Source organism: Pontibacillus salipaludis (assembly GCF_014642405.1).
In the GTDB taxonomy this organism is placed as follows: Bacteria; Bacillota; Bacilli; order Bacillales; family BH030062; genus Pontibacillus; species Pontibacillus salipaludis.
Genome location: NZ_BMIN01000006.1, coordinates 156630 through 171831, shown reverse-complemented (window position 1 = coordinate 171831; position 15202 = coordinate 156630). Strand labels below are relative to the sequence as shown.

Here is a 15202-nt window from a genome sequence, read left to right as displayed (position 1 = left end):
AGTGCTAATTTATACTTTTAGGAACTTGCGAACACTCATTACGCTTCCCCATACGCCAATGAACGCTCCGATCGCAAGTAAGATTAATGCTAATTGCCATGCTAGTGGATCGAATGGAATAATCTCCACAAATGAGAAGTTTATCTTCTCTCTTAAGTTGTTATAGACATAATAATAGGCTCCTAAGGTTACTCCAATCGGAATGAGTGATCCTAGGATTCCGAGTAACATGCCTTCTATAAAGAACGGCCAACGAATAAAGCTGTTCGTTGCTCCAACGAGTTTCATAATGCCTATTTCTTTACTTCTTGCTGTAATGGTAAGTTTAATCGTGTTTGAGATGAGGAATATAGCTGTAAATACTAAACCTACAATAAGTCCGATCCCAATGTAACGCGCGTATTTGGTGAATTTCAACAATTTCTCAACTACTTGTTGCCCGTATGTAACTTCGTCGACGTTATCAAACGTAGCAATTTCGTCTGCAACATCAAATGTATCAATAGGATCAGCTGTCTTTACTACAAAGACATCATTAAGAGGGTTATCTTGTTCAAATAACTCCCATTGCTTGCCGTCTTCGCCCATAGTCTCCATCAGGCTCTCAAGCTCTTCTTCCTTAGAAGAGAAGTCGAGACTTGATATTTCAGTGATATCTCTAATCTTTGCTTCAATTTTTTGAATGTCATCTTCTTGGGCTGTTAAATCAACAAGAACTCTAATTTCTACGTCGTCTTCAACATTATTCGCCATCTGATTTAAGTTCAACATCAGTGCAACGAAGATCCCGACTAATAGTAGAGTCGTCGTTACAGCACCAATGGACGCTACTGTCATCCATCCATTTCGGTAGATGTTCTTTCCGCCTTCACGTATATGCCTACCTACCGTTCTAAGCTTCATAACCGTATTCACCTCGATGCTCATCGCGCACAATTCGACCATTTTCGACTGCTATTACACGCTTCTTCATGGTATTTACGATGTCTTTGCTGTGTGTTGCCATAATAACGGTTGTTCCACGTGCATTGATTTCTTCGAAAATCCTCATAATCTCCCAAGACGTTTCCGGGTCCAGGTTTCCTGTTGGCTCATCTGCAATTACCGTCTTTGGATGATTCACAATGGCTCTCGCAATAGAAACTCGCTGTTGTTCACCACCGGATAACTCATCAGGAATATGACGAGCTTTGTGTTTGAGATTTACAAGATCGAGGACTTCCATAACACGGCGACGGATATTCTTTGGTGTTTCTTCAATTACTTCTAATGCAAAAGCAATATTTTCATAGACTGTTAATCTCGGAAGCAATTTAAAGTCTTGGTATACAACGCCGATATCTCTTCTTAAGTGTGGAATCTTACGTTCTTTCATTTTATTTAAATAAACTCCATTAATCGAAATGGAGCCGCCAGTAGCCTTTTCTTCTCTATACATCATGCCGACAAGTGTTGATTTTCCTGCACCACTTGGTCCAACGACATAAACGAACTCACCTTGTTCAATTGAGAGGTTCACTTCATTAAGAGCAGAAACCCCATTCGGATATGTTTTCGACACGTCTTTCATTTCAATCATTAGCAAACCACCTGTACATGTATGATTAATCTTGATTGTCTGTTTGTCCATATTCTGTCTAAACTTCTAAAATTCACTTCGTCTTTTGTCCTAATCATTATAACATCTATTTTCTATTTTTTTAGACATATTTTTATTACATTTTCATTTCAAATGTTGTCATATTTTGAAATCTGTTAGGGAAGTGCAAGAAATTTGTCACCATATTGGAAGATCCACAAGAAAAAAGCCCAAAGTACTGTGTACTTTGGGCTTTTTCATTACATATGTTCGGGTAAATGAGTCCTTATTTCTTAGACGCTAACCAAGCTGAAACGGTATTTGTCTCTTCCTCACTCAGGTTCTGAGCTGGCATACCGCCTTGACCATTCTTAATAATATCTGCGATCTGGCTCTTGTCTAGCTTCGATCCAATCGTTTGAAGAGATGGTCCTACTTGACCAGATAGGTCGTTTGCATGACATCCAGCACATGTTTGCTTATAAATCTTCTCAGCAGCTGCAGTATCTACTGCGCCTTCACCGCCACCTTCGCCTTCAGTGCTTTCGCCACCATCTGTACCTGTGTCACCGTTTGTACCTTCTTCTGTTTGTGTGTCTTCGCCATTGTCAGTAGTGGCATCTTCTCCACCATCATCTCCACCGCCACCACATGCACTAAGTACAAGAGCGGATCCGAATAACAGGGCTAACAGTTTACTTTTCATGTTACTTCCCCCTAACGAAGTAGTGTAGTTTCCATCAAGGATATTATAACCAATTCAGGAAGTTTTAAAACCCTCCCCAAGTACCTCAGCCGCATCCATTGCAATCACAAAAGCTGAGGGGTCAATACTCTTAACGGTTTGTGTCAATTTGGTGAATTCACTCTGCTCCACCACGACCATGATGATATGGCGATCTTCATTCGTATAACCGCCCTTACCGTTTAACACGGTTACACCACGATCAATTTCCTTGATAATAGCTTGCCTCACTTCTTCTAATTCATTCGAAATAATCATGACATTTTTTGAACGATTTAACCCCACCTGGACAAGGTCGATTGTGCGGGAAGTAGCAAATAACCCGATAAGAGCAAATAGACCTTTTTCAATGTCGAACACAATGGCTGCGGTTGTAACAATTAACCCATCTACCATGGCTACACAAAGTCCTAGCGGAATGTGGGTGTACTTATGAATGACTTGAGCAATAAGGTCTATTCCACCAGTGGAAGCACGGCCTCTGAACACAATACCTAATCCGATTCCAACACCCATACCTCCGAATATTGCGGCAAGGAGTGCATTCTCTGTAGCTGGGTCAATTCCACTTGTCAGCTTAACGAAAAACGGCAACGCAAGGGTCCCAACCAATGATTTAGCCCCAAAGTTCTTACCAAGAATAATGACGCCTAATATAAATAACGGAATATTAAGGGCCCACTGCACATAAGCCGGATCCCAGCCAAATAACCCTTTCGTTATGGTACTGATTCCAGCCACACCACCAGAAGCGATTTCATTCGGTAGTAGGAAAATATTAAACGCGGTCGCCACAAAGGCTGACCCCACAATCACTAACGTATACTCAATAATATGCCGTAGCCACGCTGGCATCGGCTCTCTTCGATACTTCTTCATCATATCCCCAAAAACCCCTTTCCTTTAGCACACCACACAGTGCCAGACACCCTTTAACAGAGTAAAGAGTGTCTGGCACTCGCTGTTACAGTAAAGTGTGAAAGCGAACCTAATCGTCCTTTCTTTGATTGTGTGCATTTAAGGACTAGTTCACTCACATATGTATTTATTTTCGTAAAAGTCCGTTATGGAGTATAGCACCAAACCCTAAAGGTGTAAACGACACCGAAATAACGTATTAGCGCGGTAAAGGAATGCAGGGTGCCAGGCACTCTTTAATGCTTTAGAGCAACGCTTGGTGTCTGGCACGCTTTGGTGCTTTAGTGCATCACTCGGTGTCTGGCACGCTTTAGTGCTTTAGTGCATCACTCGGTGTCTGGCACGCTTCTATGCTCTAAAGCGCAAAAAAGCCTGCCGGGTGGGCAGGCTTTTTGTTTATTAGTTGATGAGGGAGCGCAGGTAGGCGTCGATGAATGGGTCTAGGTCTCCGTCCATCACACCTTGTACGTTTCCGACTTCTTTATTTGTTCGGTGGTCTTTTACCATAGAATATGGGTGGAAGACGTAGGAACGAATCTGACTTCCCCAACCGATTTCTTTTTGTTCTCCGCGGATCTCGTCAAGCTCACGTTGCTGACGTTCGATTTCTTGTTGATACAATTTCGACTTCAGCATCTTCATAGCTTGTTCGCGGTTTTTGATCTGAGAACGTTCAGACTGACACGTAACGATCGTATTCGTTGGCGTGTGTGTAATACGGACAGCGGAGTCTGTAGTGTTAACGTGCTGACCGCCGGCACCACTTGCACGGTACGTATCTACTTTAAGGTCTTCTGAGCGCACTTCAATATCAATCTCATCATTAAACTCTGGCATCACTTCACAAGACGTGAAGGATGTGTGACGCCGGCCTCCTGAGTCGAACGGGGAAATACGGACAAGACGGTGAACCCCTTTTTCCGCTTTCAGGTAGCCATAAGCGTTATGACCTTGGATATTTAGCGTTACGCTTTTCACACCAGCTTCTTCACCTGGAAGATAGTCCATTGTTTCAACCTTAAAGCCACGCTCTTCAGCCCAGCGTGTGTACATGCGAAGGAGCATGCTTGCCCAGTCCTGAGACTCTGTACCACCAGCACCAGGGTGCAGTTCAAGGATCGCGTTGTTCTTATCATATGGTTCACTAAGAAGCATTTGCAGTTCAAATTCATTGAGCGCTTCAACTAGCTTTTTCATGTCTTCCTCAAGCTCTTCAGCAAGCTCTTCGTCGTTTTCTTCTTTGACAAGCTCGTAGGATACCTCAAGGTTTTCTAAGGATTCAACGTGTTCTTCAAACGTGTGAACATAGCCTTTTAAGCCGTTTACTTCGCCGATTACCTTTTGAGCCGTATCTTGGTCATCCCAGAAGCTCGGGTCAGACATTTGCTCTTCTAGTTCAGCAATGCGCTCTTTCTTTGTATCGAGGTCAAAGAGACCCCCTGAAGTCCGCTAAACGATTAGCCATTTTGTCAATCTCTTGCTTAATATCTACTAGTTCCATGACATCACCTCATCTAATTTTAAAAACCACTATAAATAGGGAAGACACCCTCTTCGAAAAGAGCGTGCCCTCACCTATTACTGACCGTGACAGTTCTTGTATTTCTTACCGCTACCGCAAGGACAAGGGTCATTGCGCTTCACATGGTCCGTTTTCACAACAGGTTTACGTTTCTTCTCTTTTTGTTGTTGTTCGTCCTGGCCGCCTGAAACAGCCTGTGCTCCTTTAGCTACTTCCTGACGCTGCAGGTTCTCACGAATTTGAGCTTTCATCACGTATTTTGAAACTTCTTCTTCAATAGCCGCGATCATCTTCTCAAACATCGCAAATCCTTCGAACTGATACTCGCGTAACGGATCGTTCTGACCATAAGCACGCAGGTGAATACCCTGGCGCAGCTGATCCATCTGATCGATGTGATCCATCCACTTCGTATCAACTGTACGAAGAAGGATAACTTTCTCAAACTCACGCATTTGTTCAGGCGTTAATTCTTCTTCTTTCTTATCATAACGTTCCTTCACTTTTTCCATAATGAGTTCGATCATCTCTTCAGGATCTTTCCCATTCAGGTCAGCCGCTGAAACATCGCCTTCTTCAAGGATATTGGCGTTAAGATACGTGACAAGCGCATCAAGCTCCCAGTTTTCATCCATCTCATCTTGAGTATGGAGGCCGACTTGACGCTCAACTGTTGATTTCATCATTTCTTCAATGATCTCACGCAAGTTATCAGATGTTAAAACGTCAAAGCGCTGCTTGTAAATAACTTCACGCTGCTGGCGAAGCACATCGTCATAAGCAAGAAGCGTTTTACGAGCATCGAAGTTATTACCCTCAACGCGTTTTTGCGCCGATTCAACCGCACGAGAAACCATTTTACTCTCAATTGGCTGAGAGTCATCCATGCCGAGACGATCCATCATACTGCGCATGTTATCAGAACCAAAGCGACGCATCAGTTCGTCTTCCATCGCTAAGTAGAACTGAGATACACCAGGATCACCCTGACGTCCGGAACGACCACGAAGCTGGTTATCAATACGACGTGATTCGTGACGTTCTGTACCCATTACAGCTAATCCACCAAGCTCACGAACACCATCGCCAAGCTTGATGTCTGTACCACGTCCGGCCATATTCGTCGCAATCGTGATGGCGCCTTTTTGACCTGCGTTCTCAATAATTTCAGCCTCACGGAAGTGGTTCTTCGCGTTTAGGACGTTGTGCGGAATCTTCGCTTTCTTCAAGTAATTTGAGATAAGCTCAGACGTTTCAACCGCAACGGTACCGACTAGAACAGGCTGTCCTTTATCATAGCGCTCTTTAATATCTTCAACGACAGCTAAGAACTTCGCATCGGTTGATTTATAAATCATGTCTGCTTTGTCGTCACGAGCAATTGGCTTGTTCGTAGGGATGACAACAACGTTCATATTATAAATGTTGCGGAACTCTTCTTCTTCCGTTTTCGCTGTACCTGTCATACCAGAGATCTTATCGTACATACGGAAGTAGTTCTGGAACGTAATCGTTGCAAGTGTCTGGCTTTCATTACGGATTTGAAGGCCTTCTTTCGCCTCAATCGCCTGGTGTAAACCATCGCTGTAGCTACGACCTTTCATTAAGCGACCCGTAAATTGGTCAACGATCACAACTTCTTCTTCCTGCACCACGTAGTCCTGGTCACGAAGCATAGACGTATGAGCTTTTAAAGCCTGGTTAATGTGGTGAGTAATCGAAACGTTCGGAAGGTCATACAAGTTTTCGATATTAAAGAATCGTTCTGCCTTGTTAATCCCTTGTTCTGTTAGCTGAACGCCTTTTGTCTTCTCGTCATACGTATAGTCCTCTTCTTGAGTAAGGGTACGCACGTATTGGTCTGCCTGATGATAAAGGTTCGCAGACTTTTGCGCAGAACCTGAGATAATAAGTGGCGTACGCGCTTCATCAATTAAGATGGAGTCCACTTCGTCAATGATCGCGAAGTGAAGCGGGCGCTGGACCATTTGTTCTTTATATAACACCATATTGTCACGCAGGTAATCGAAACCAAATTCGTTGTTCGTACCATACGTAATATCGGCAAGATAAGCTTCTTTCTTCTCTTCCTTCGACATGCCGTTTAAATTTAATCCGACCGTTAGACCAAGGAATTCGTGGAGTTGACCCATTTCACTAGAGTCACGTGTCGCCAAGTAATCGTTGACGGTGATAATGTGAACGCCTTTTCCTGTGATGGCGTTTAAATAGGCTGGTAGTGCAGAGGCTAGCGTTTTACCTTCACCCGTTTTCATTTCTGCAATGTTCCCTTCATGAAGGGCCACTGCACCTGATAACTGAACTGGGTAAGGGCGCAATCCTAATACACGTTTCGCTCCTTCACGAACGACCGCGTAGGCATCTGGTAAAATATCATCAAGATCTTCACCTTTTTGATAACGCTCTTTAAATTCTTCTGTTTTCGCACGAAGATCCTCATCTGAATACTTTTCATATTGAGGTTCTAAAGATTCAATCTGATCAACAACTCGCTGCATCTTCTTCAGCTGTCGTGAGTTATCGTCTCCAAATACTTTTTTCAGCAAAGCACGCATGTATAACGCTCCCCTATTTATAGAAATCCGTTACTTAATTATTAGTTAGATCTGACAATAATCATAACACTTTTAGGTAGGAAGTGACAACTTACTATCAGGAAGCGCAGGCGCCTTGCTCACCACCGATAAGCTTAAGGCGAAACGGGCTATAAGTTGCTTTTCACTTATAGCCCATTTTGCCTTAAGACCTCGAGGTGGTAGGCGCCGGAGCTGGACTACTATACCCTATAATGAAGAAAAGAACAGCCCGGGGATGAGCTGTCCTTTTAAGTGAGGAACTTGCGAGGAATCGTGCGAGTGAGGTGAGTAGGCAAAAACGGGGTTTTAGACTTGAAGGTGATGAAGCTCGACGCGACGCTGTCGTTGATCCAGTTCGCTGACTTTTCGATTGGTTACAGCGAGGATCTCTAATAGCTGCGTGATCAGCTCTTCCTGCTTTTTAACTTTGTGATACAGTTCAGTATAGGAAAGCTCATCTTTCTTCATAGGCACGCCTCCTTTCATCGTTACCTAATTTATACCATGATAGCTTTTAAGAGGGCCAACTACAGAAATTGAAAAACTGCAAGGAAGAATCCCGGTAAATTAGGGTTTCTGGTTGCAGTTTTTTAATTTTGGTAAGCTGCGGGCTAAAAACTGTTCTTTTTCGAGGAAATGTGAGGAAATTTTTAAAAAGGATAAGTGCGATGTTTCCGTTTATTTAAATTGAGGGTAAGGTGGTCCTGGAAATCACTCGCTTTCCGCGGGCGAGCTGCCGAGCTTCCTCGTTCGCTGCGCTCTCTGCGGGATCTCGTCTAGCTCTCTCTCCCGCAGGAGTCTCGCAATTTCCAGGACCACCTTCGCCTAATGAGAGGAACGGAAACGCTGTAATTAACATTATTCCAAACTTCCCACCACAAGGCCGGCGTTAACCCAACCTTAAACAAAAAGAGCTGCCTCCTAGTCAGGAGACAGCTCTTTCTTACTCTTTATTAATTTGGTTCGATAAGACCGTATTTGCCGTCGCGACGACGATACACTACGTTCGTGTTGTTCGTGTCTGCGTTTGTGAAGACGAAGAAGCTGTGGCCTAGCATATCCATTTGGAGAACGGCTTCTTCAGAGTCCATTGGTTTTAGATCAAATCTCTTGTTTTTAACAATTTCAATATCTTCATCATCATAAGGATCAGCTTGCTGTGAGCTCTTTTCCATTTCCGCGAAAACGTATTTTGGTGCGCCTTCGTTGCGGAATTTACGGTTAATTTTTGTTTTGTGCTTGCGGATTTGTCTTTCTAACTTCCCTACCACAAGGTCAATGGCAGCGTATAAGTCCACGTGCCGTTCTTCAGCACGGAGTAAGAGATTTTTCATTGGAATCGTAACCTCGATTTGCTGCTCATCATTATAGACACTTAAATTGACATGTACCTCTGATGTAGGCTCCTCATCAAAGTAACGGCCTAACTTACCAATCTTCTTCTCGACGTAATCATTAATCGCCGCCGTTACCTCAAGATTTTCACCACGAATGTTGTACTTCATAGAAAGTGTCCTCCTTTCATCCTTATGTGTACTTATTCTACCACAACTACTAGAATACCTGCTATAATTTTTAGAGTTTTTCGAATACTTTGTGTCAGTAATTGTTGGAAAATAGGATAAGGATGGTTTATTAGGGATACTTCCCCTTTATGTGAGCTAGTTAAACCGCCGATTCTTACTTTTTTACCTTTAATCGACAACAGCTTTTGTAAGGGCTTCCCTTACTTTTATTATACATCAGAAGTATTTTGATTGAGACGTATTATGCTTGGCGAATTGGTGAACGTTTTGTGGAGATATTATGACACTCGATAATATGGGGAGTAACTTTTCCTTTTACTATTATTGAGTGTAAGGTGGACCGGGAAACCACTCGCTTTCCTGTGGGGAGCTGGTGAGCCTCCTCAGCCAGCAAGCCGTCCTCCGGGGTCTCACCTAGGCTCTTCTGCCCACGGGAGTCTCGCAGTTTCCCGGTCCACCTTGCCAAATTTAATCTAAAAGGAAACGTCGCGATAGTAGAAGAGGTTAATCGGCCAGAAAACTCTCCTCTTATATTCGTATAAAACACTAAGTGGAACCGCCGTTATAATAGTTATTAACAAAAGAAACCCGCTACCTAAGCAGGTAACGGATCTTAGTGTTGAATATACGGTTTCAATAGCTGGTGCATACATAGTCTCCAGCTTTCAAAATTCGGGGCGACTTTACCACTAATGAGTGATTTCTTGTCGAGGTTTGTTGGTTTCTCGAACCATTCTGACATCATTTCGACGATTTCTTGAAAGTCGACGATCTGGTATTTCAGCTGTTCTGTGTCGCCAATGAAGGCTGGGAGTTGTTGGTTCCCTTGGTGGAGCTGTTGCATGGCTTGGACGAGGTCACTGAAGACTTGATTGACTTCGGGTGGTGCTTCTTCGTCCAGGTTCTCTTCTATGTAGTCGAATCCTTCACTCATGGTGTGAAGGAGCTGGTCGTACTGTTGTAAGAATTGTACTTTTTCTTCTGTTAGTTCTGGCATAATATCATCTACTTCTTCTTATCTAGAAATGTACCATCGTATGTGGAAACACTTTGATAAGGGTTTATATATCTCTGATTTGATGTTTTTCTCTTTTTCATATGAGCAATTTCTGTTTTTAGTTGCTTCATATGGAAAGAAACGCGCTTGTCCACAACGTCGTTCATTCTAATGATTTCCTGCCCCTTTTCACGTCCTTCATCTGTATAGGGACCTTCTAAATCGCTTATAAGTTGCTCTCTTTTATCAAGTAATTCGGATAACTTCTTAATAAACTCTTCACGCTCTATCGATTTAGGGGGCTGCTGAACGTGTTCATAGAGCTCTGCTGTAACCTCATGGAGTTGGTCAAGTTGACTCATTAAGCATTCCCACCAGCACCGAACTGCTGCTGACGTGTTTGTTTTATAACCTCTTTCCATGTATCACGGAAATCTGTCATAATCTCAAATGCCTCTTCTAAAATATTAGCATCATTCATCAGATTCGCATCCATCAAACGACGGTTCACATAGTCATATAGTGGCATAACTTCCCGTGTAATCGAATAGTCAGGGTTCATCGTTACCATAAGTTCCTGCACAATCTTTTGGGCTTTTTGGATATTTGTATTGCGAAGCTCTATATTTTCTTCTTCAATGCCCTTTCTTGCGAGTTTCATGAATTTTAAAGATCCATTATACAGCATCAACGTTAGCTCACCAGGTGACGCTGTTTCCACAGAATTGTTTTGATATGCTTGATATGCTTGTGTAGACATCTCAGTATACACCTCCCTATTATTAGCCTAACTGACTCATTAATTGAGCAGATTGTGAGTTCATCTTTTGTATCGCCTTCTCCATCGCTGTGAATTGTGACCAATAGCGGTCTTCTATTTGATTTAGGCGGTTTTCAAAATCTCTCATCTCGTCCTTTATCGTATCAAGCTCTTTTCCAATTCTGAAATTGTTGCTGATACTTGTAGATTTACCAGCTTTTGCTTCAATCTGCTTTATTCCATTACTAAGAGACTCTTCAAGCTTTTGAGTAATCCCTTTAGTATTCCCTTCACCAGTAAATAGCTTGTATACAGATTCTGAATCATTTTTTAAAGCTGCTCTCAAATCGCTTTCTTTAATTAATAGTTTTCCACCATCACGGTAGTTAGAAGAAGTATCAATTCCGATATCAGTAATTCTATTATACGCTCCACTAGTTTCAACGGTTTCATACCACTCGTTTCTCATCGAAAACAAGGTGCTCTCTATCGCTGAATCATTACTGAGCAACCCCTTTTTCGCTTGCGCTTCCCAAAGCTCTATCTCCTTTTCTTCCATCGCTTCCTTTTCTTTATCCGTTAAGGGCTTATAGTCGCGATTTTTCCTTTCGCTCACTTGCATATTTGCGCTTTCTACAATTTCGTTATATTTAGCCACAAACTTAGTAATTTTATCAACAGCGTGATCTATATTATTGTTTACACTAATAGAAGCGTTCTTGCCATTAGTGGTATCATTAAATTGGAAATTTACCCCATTTAGTTTATAAGAATTCTCGTGGGAATTGATAGTCAGAGCATTGTTATAAGTGAATTCTGCATCTTCTCCTCCTAATTCTGCTTTTATCCAGTTTCCATTGCCATCATCTACTTTATTTTGGATACCGAATGTGTTCGTAATGATTTCAGCATTACCACTATCAAAACCAATTTCAGCCCCTAAGTATTCCCCTGATGTATTAAAGTTTCCTGTCTTGGTACGTTCTAGAACAACTTTATCTGCTTGTCTGTCATAAAAGGCTCGCACACCTACATCTGAATTGTTAATTTTATCAAAAATATCATTTATTGACATATCCTTAGTAATTGTAAAGTCTATCGGACTAGATGAACCATCTTCTTTATATGTAGTAAGTGTGAAGTTTAAATTCGTTAAATTGATACCGTTCTTAAATTTAGATTGTTGGCTTTCAAGGGAGGCGTTCAAATCTAGCGTTTCACCATCATTTGTAATAGAAGAACGACTAGTATTAATTGCAGACGAAGCCAATTTATTCACCTTAATAGTATAACTTCCACCGCTAGCTGAAGGATCTGCCGTTGCAATAACTGCATCTGCCATATTTGAAGATGTTGTTTTGGTATTATAAACGTCTGAAAACTTCATATCAGAAGCCATACTTTCCAACTGGTCAAAACTCCTATTCATGTCCCTATATGCATCCCTTTGCCAAGTAAGCCAGGTCTTTTCTTGTTCCATTTTATTAAGGGGGATTCGCTCAGCTTTCATTAAATCACCGACAATTTTATCGATATCCATTCCAGTCGCTAATCCACCAATACGCATATCACTCATCTAAATTCACCACCTTATATTTTACGATCAACTATAAATCCTAAAAACTCCGCCATAGATGCATATACATCTAATAATCTCTTAGGAGGAATTTCTTGAATAACTTCTTTTGTTTCTGGGTTAATAAGCGTTACATAATACTCCTCTAACTTATCGTGGAATACAAATTTAAGTTCTGTTTGCATTGGCATTATGAAGTCATTCATTTCTTGCACAACTTCTCTAGTCCAATCCTTTTTTAAGTATTCCTCTGTATTAATATAGGAGGATTTGAATTCATTAACTCTAACTATATCCTTTGTCAAAGTGTTCACATTGGTGTACTCAGCTCGTTGAAAAAGTAGGGTTGCATTTGCAATGGCATCCACTTTCAATTCCAGCCAGCTCCTTCCAAACATCTTTTTTAGATATATCGGACTTTAAAAGAGAAATGTAAAGTTTATGATGTTTAATTTTATAACCTGAGAATAGAAACATTAAGAACCTTGATACAAAGCATTCTCCATCTCTAGTAAATCCTTTTTTCTATTTTTTAGCTTTCTGGCAGGTGAACCGAAATATATGCCCCACTCTTCTAGTTTTTTCGTTACTAAACTATGTGCACCTACTGCTGAACCTTCTCCTATTTCCACACCCGGGAATATAGTTGAATTAGTTCCGATTAGTACATGCTTATTTAAAATTACAATGCCCCTTTGAATATTCAGGTATTTATCTGGAACGGTTGGATTAGTTAAACAGGCCCCTGAGTAGTCATCACTGGTACTGTAAATCACACAACGTGAAGCTAAACCTGAAAAATCTTTTAATACTACACCCCCTCCTCCATATATCGCACTGTACGCTGCAACGTGAATATAGGAACCTAAGCTAATACTCCCCCCACTGCCTGAAAGAAGACAGAAATCATCTATTCTTACGTTAGAACCAATAGATATATTTTCTGCATTATAAATACTTGCTTTTTTACTGATTTGTACATTCTCCCCAAATTCCTTGAGGCCCAATTCTTCTAGTTCTATTTTTGAATAAAAGCTCATGTAAACCACTCCATTTACTTTAAATTCATTTCTCGATCATTAACACATTTCAGTAGAAAATTAATCAAACTTAAGTTCTTTAGTCCAATCCTGATTATTAAGATACCAATTTATTGTATGTTTTAGACCTTCTTGAAATGTAAAAGAAGGCTCCCACCCTAGCTCACGATTAATTTTAGTATTATCAATTGCATACCTATAATCGTGCCCGGGTCTATCACTAACAAACTCTACTAGGTCTTCCTTTATTCTCAGTTCATCTAAAATTTTATAAACTAGATTAATATTTTTTTCTTCATTATTCCCACCAATATTATAGGTTTCTCCGATTCTCCCATTATGTAAAACTCTATCAATTGCTCGGCAATGGTCATCTACATGGAGCCAATCTCTAATTTGCTTCCCATCCCCGTATATAGGGATTTTATTTTTAGTTTGAGCTTGTTGGATTATCATTGGAATTAGCTTTTCAGGTAGTTGATATGGGCCGTAGTTGTTAGAACATCTGGTGATATTTATAGGTAGACCATAGGTTTTATTATATGCGCTTACTAACAAATCAGCAGAAGCTTTAGATGCAGAATAAGGACTGCTTGGTTGAATAAGAGAGTTTTCAGAAAAGAATCCCTCGCGACCTAATGTGCCATATACCTCATCTGTAGATATTTGAATAAATTTAACATTAGGATTCCCAAAACCATTAACACCTTGATGGTCACCCCAAAACTTTAAAGAGGTATCTAATAAGGCTTGTGTCCCTAAAGTATTTGTATTTAAAAATTTTGAGGGGTCTTCAATGCTTCGATCTACATGTGACTCGGCAGCAAAGTTAATAACAACTTCTATAGAGTATTTTTCGAATATCTCATGCAATAATCCACGATCTGTGATATCTCCTTCAACGAAGTTGTAATTTAGATTTTCCTTAATTTCCTTCAGGTTATTCAAATTACCAGCGTAAGTTAATTTATCCAGGTTAACTATTGTATAATTATATTTACTAATTAAGTACCTTATAAAATTCGTCCCTATAAAACCTGCGCCACCTGTTATTAATATTTTCAAAGTCTCCCACCTTTTCGGACGATATCCAGTAAATATTGGCCATAGGCAGTACTGCATATTGGTTGAGCAATGTGGTATAGATCTCTCTCATTTATATATCCACGTCTGTAAGCGATCTCCTCTAAACATGCGATGAATAAACCTTGTCGTTTTTGAACGGTTTCCACAAAATTTGATGCCTCTAATAAAGATTCATGTGTTCCAGTATCCAGCCAAGTCAGCCCTCTTCCTAAAACCTCAATTTTTAAGTCCCTTGAGTTCATATATGCCTCAATTATTGATGTTATTTCCAGTTCCCCTCTTTTAGAAGGTTGAACTTGCTTAGCAATCTTCACTACCTTATTATCAAAGAAGTATAACCCAGGAACCGCTAAGGAAGATTTAGGTTCTTCTGGTTTTTCTTCTATTGAAGTAACATTGTTAGAATCATCCACTTCGACTACACCATAATTCTTTGGATCATTGACAAAGCATCCAAAAATTTTACAGCCTGTTGTAAGCTTCGCGCTATTATATACCTTGTTGCCAAAATCTGATCCGTAAAATAAGTTATCGCCTAATATTAATGCAACTGAAGATGAACCAATAAAGTCCTCTCCAATAATAAATGCTTGGGCTAATCCATTTGGCTCTTCTTGAACCTTATAATCAAATGACATACCTAAGTGGCTCCCATCTCCCAATAAGTCCCGATATATTTGTATGTCTCTTGAGGTTGTTATAATTAGCACCTCTCTTATTCCTGCCAACATTAACACTGATAAAGAGTAATAGATCATCGGTTTATCATATATCGGTAACAATTGTTTAGATATTGACTTAGTCAGAGGGTATAACCTTGTTCCTAAGCCACCTGCTAAGATAATCCCCTTCATAT

Annotated in this window: 16 protein-coding genes; all 16 read right to left on the bottom strand. The window is 40.7% G+C overall.

Annotated features, from left to right (window positions below; genetic code table 11):
* Window positions 1–9: 9 nt before the first annotated feature.
* The 16 genes from ftsX to rfbA all read right to left on the bottom strand — a co-directional run bounded on the left by ftsX (window position 10) and on the right by rfbA (window position 15200).
* Entirely contained in the window at window positions 10–903 is an 894-nt protein-coding gene (gene ftsX, locus IEW76_RS08980) for a permease-like cell division protein FtsX (protein ID WP_188652986.1), read from the bottom strand.
* Entirely contained in the window at window positions 893–1579 is a 687-nt protein-coding gene (gene ftsE, locus IEW76_RS08975; RefSeq protein WP_036782944.1) for a cell division ATP-binding protein FtsE, read from the bottom strand. The genes ftsX and ftsE overlap by 11 nt, the downstream gene beginning before the upstream one ends.
* A gap of 286 nt (window positions 1580–1865) precedes the next feature.
* Complete coding sequence (locus IEW76_RS08970) at window positions 1866–2285, bottom strand: c-type cytochrome (protein WP_188652984.1); 420 nt, start codon at window positions 2283–2285, stop codon at window positions 1866–1868.
* A 54-nt stretch (window positions 2286–2339) separates the two neighbouring features.
* Window positions 2340–3203 carry a YitT family protein gene (locus IEW76_RS08965; protein WP_188653044.1) on the bottom strand — a complete coding sequence of 288 codons (864 nt, stop codon included), beginning with the start codon at window positions 3201–3203 and terminating at the stop codon, window positions 2340–2342.
* Window positions 3204–3641: 438 nt separating this feature from the next.
* Window positions 3642–4743, bottom strand: a protein-coding gene (gene prfB, locus IEW76_RS08960; protein WP_188652982.1) for a peptide chain release factor 2 whose coding sequence is annotated in 2 segments (ribosomal slippage) — window positions 3642–4670 and window positions 4672–4743 — 1101 coding nt in all. Because the reading frame shifts where the segments join, the coding sequence is not laid out codon by codon here.
* Between the two features lie 77 nt (window positions 4744–4820).
* Window positions 4821–7340 (bottom strand): preprotein translocase subunit SecA, encoded by a 2520-nt coding sequence (gene secA / locus IEW76_RS08955; RefSeq protein WP_188652980.1) that lies wholly within the window; start codon window positions 7338–7340, stop codon window positions 4821–4823.
* 327 nt (window positions 7341–7667) lie between these two features.
* Complete coding sequence (locus IEW76_RS08950) at window positions 7668–7829, bottom strand: hypothetical protein (protein ID WP_156969129.1); 162 nt, start codon at window positions 7827–7829, stop codon at window positions 7668–7670.
* A gap of 485 nt (window positions 7830–8314) precedes the next feature.
* On the bottom strand, window positions 8315–8866 hold the full coding sequence (gene hpf / locus IEW76_RS08945) for a ribosome hibernation-promoting factor, HPF/YfiA family (RefSeq protein WP_036782956.1): 552 nt from the start codon (window positions 8864–8866) through the stop codon (window positions 8315–8317).
* Between the two features lie 634 nt (window positions 8867–9500).
* The gene (locus IEW76_RS08940) at window positions 9501–9884 is read right to left on the bottom strand and encodes a DUF8042 domain-containing protein (protein ID WP_188652979.1); all 384 of its coding nucleotides are present in this window, start codon (window positions 9882–9884) and stop codon (window positions 9501–9503) included.
* Between the two features lie 8 nt (window positions 9885–9892).
* A complete protein-coding gene (gene fliT / locus IEW76_RS08935; protein WP_188652977.1) occupies window positions 9893–10246 on the bottom strand; it encodes a flagellar protein FliT in 354 nt (117 codons plus the stop codon).
* Window positions 10246–10644: a flagellar export chaperone FliS gene (gene fliS / locus IEW76_RS08930; protein WP_188652975.1), complete on the bottom strand. Its 399-nt coding sequence runs from the start codon at window positions 10642–10644 to the stop codon at window positions 10246–10248. The genes fliT and fliS overlap by 1 nt, the downstream gene beginning before the upstream one ends.
* Window positions 10645–10666: 22 nt before the next feature.
* The gene (locus IEW76_RS08925; RefSeq protein WP_188652973.1) at window positions 10667–12220 is read right to left on the bottom strand and encodes a flagellar hook-associated protein 2; all 1554 of its coding nucleotides are present in this window, start codon (window positions 12218–12220) and stop codon (window positions 10667–10669) included.
* A 14-nt stretch (window positions 12221–12234) separates the two neighbouring features.
* Window positions 12235–12588 carry a flagellar protein FlaG gene (gene flaG, locus IEW76_RS08920; protein ID WP_229721182.1) on the bottom strand — a complete coding sequence of 118 codons (354 nt, stop codon included), beginning with the start codon at window positions 12586–12588 and terminating at the stop codon, window positions 12235–12237.
* Between the two features lie 108 nt (window positions 12589–12696).
* A complete protein-coding gene (locus tag IEW76_RS08915) occupies window positions 12697–13260 on the bottom strand; it encodes an acyltransferase (protein ID WP_188652969.1) in 564 nt (187 codons plus the stop codon).
* Between the two features lie 60 nt (window positions 13261–13320).
* The gene (gene rfbB / locus IEW76_RS08910; RefSeq protein ID WP_229721177.1) at window positions 13321–14325 is read right to left on the bottom strand and encodes a dTDP-glucose 4,6-dehydratase; all 1005 of its coding nucleotides are present in this window, start codon (window positions 14323–14325) and stop codon (window positions 13321–13323) included.
* Window positions 14322–15200: a glucose-1-phosphate thymidylyltransferase RfbA gene (gene rfbA, locus IEW76_RS08905; RefSeq protein ID WP_188652965.1), complete on the bottom strand. Its 879-nt coding sequence runs from the start codon at window positions 15198–15200 to the stop codon at window positions 14322–14324. The genes rfbB and rfbA overlap by 4 nt, the downstream gene beginning before the upstream one ends.
* Window positions 15201–15202: the final 2 nt, after the last annotated feature.

What these genes read in the sequence shown, in the direction of transcription:
- ftsX (WP_188652986.1), bottom strand. Translation starts at nt 903, where the DNA reads ATGAAGCTTAGAACGGTAGGTAGGCATATACGTGAAGGCGGAAAGAAC.
- ftsE (WP_036782944.1), bottom strand. Translation starts at nt 1,579, where the DNA reads ATGATTGAAATGAAAGACGTGTCGAAAACATATCCGAATGGGGTTTCT.
- IEW76_RS08970 (WP_188652984.1), bottom strand. Translation starts at nt 2,285, where the DNA reads ATGAAAAGTAAACTGTTAGCCCTGTTATTCGGATCCGCTCTTGTACTT.
- IEW76_RS08965 (WP_188653044.1), bottom strand. Translation starts at nt 3,203, where the DNA reads ATGAAGAAGTATCGAAGAGAGCCGATGCCAGCGTGGCTACGGCATATT.
- secA (WP_188652980.1), bottom strand. Translation starts at nt 7,340, where the DNA reads ATGCGTGCTTTGCTGAAAAAAGTATTTGGAGACGATAACTCACGACAG.
- IEW76_RS08950 (WP_156969129.1), bottom strand. Translation starts at nt 7,829, where the DNA reads ATGAAGAAAGATGAGCTTTCCTATACTGAACTGTATCACAAAGTTAAA.
- hpf (WP_036782956.1), bottom strand. Translation starts at nt 8,866, where the DNA reads ATGAAGTACAACATTCGTGGTGAAAATCTTGAGGTAACGGCGGCGATT.
- IEW76_RS08940 (WP_188652979.1), bottom strand. Translation starts at nt 9,884, where the DNA reads ATGCCAGAACTAACAGAAGAAAAAGTACAATTCTTACAACAGTACGAC.
- fliT (WP_188652977.1), bottom strand. Translation starts at nt 10,246, where the DNA reads ATGAGTCAACTTGACCAACTCCATGAGGTTACAGCAGAGCTCTATGAA.
- fliS (WP_188652975.1), bottom strand. Translation starts at nt 10,644, where the DNA reads ATGTCTACACAAGCATATCAAGCATATCAAAACAATTCTGTGGAAACA.
- IEW76_RS08925 (WP_188652973.1), bottom strand. Translation starts at nt 12,220, where the DNA reads ATGAGTGATATGCGTATTGGTGGATTAGCGACTGGAATGGATATCGAT.
- IEW76_RS08915 (WP_188652969.1), bottom strand. Translation starts at nt 13,260, where the DNA reads ATGAGCTTTTATTCAAAAATAGAACTAGAAGAATTGGGCCTCAAGGAA.
- rfbA (WP_188652965.1), bottom strand. Translation starts at nt 15,200, where the DNA reads ATGAAGGGGATTATCTTAGCAGGTGGCTTAGGAACAAGGTTATACCCT.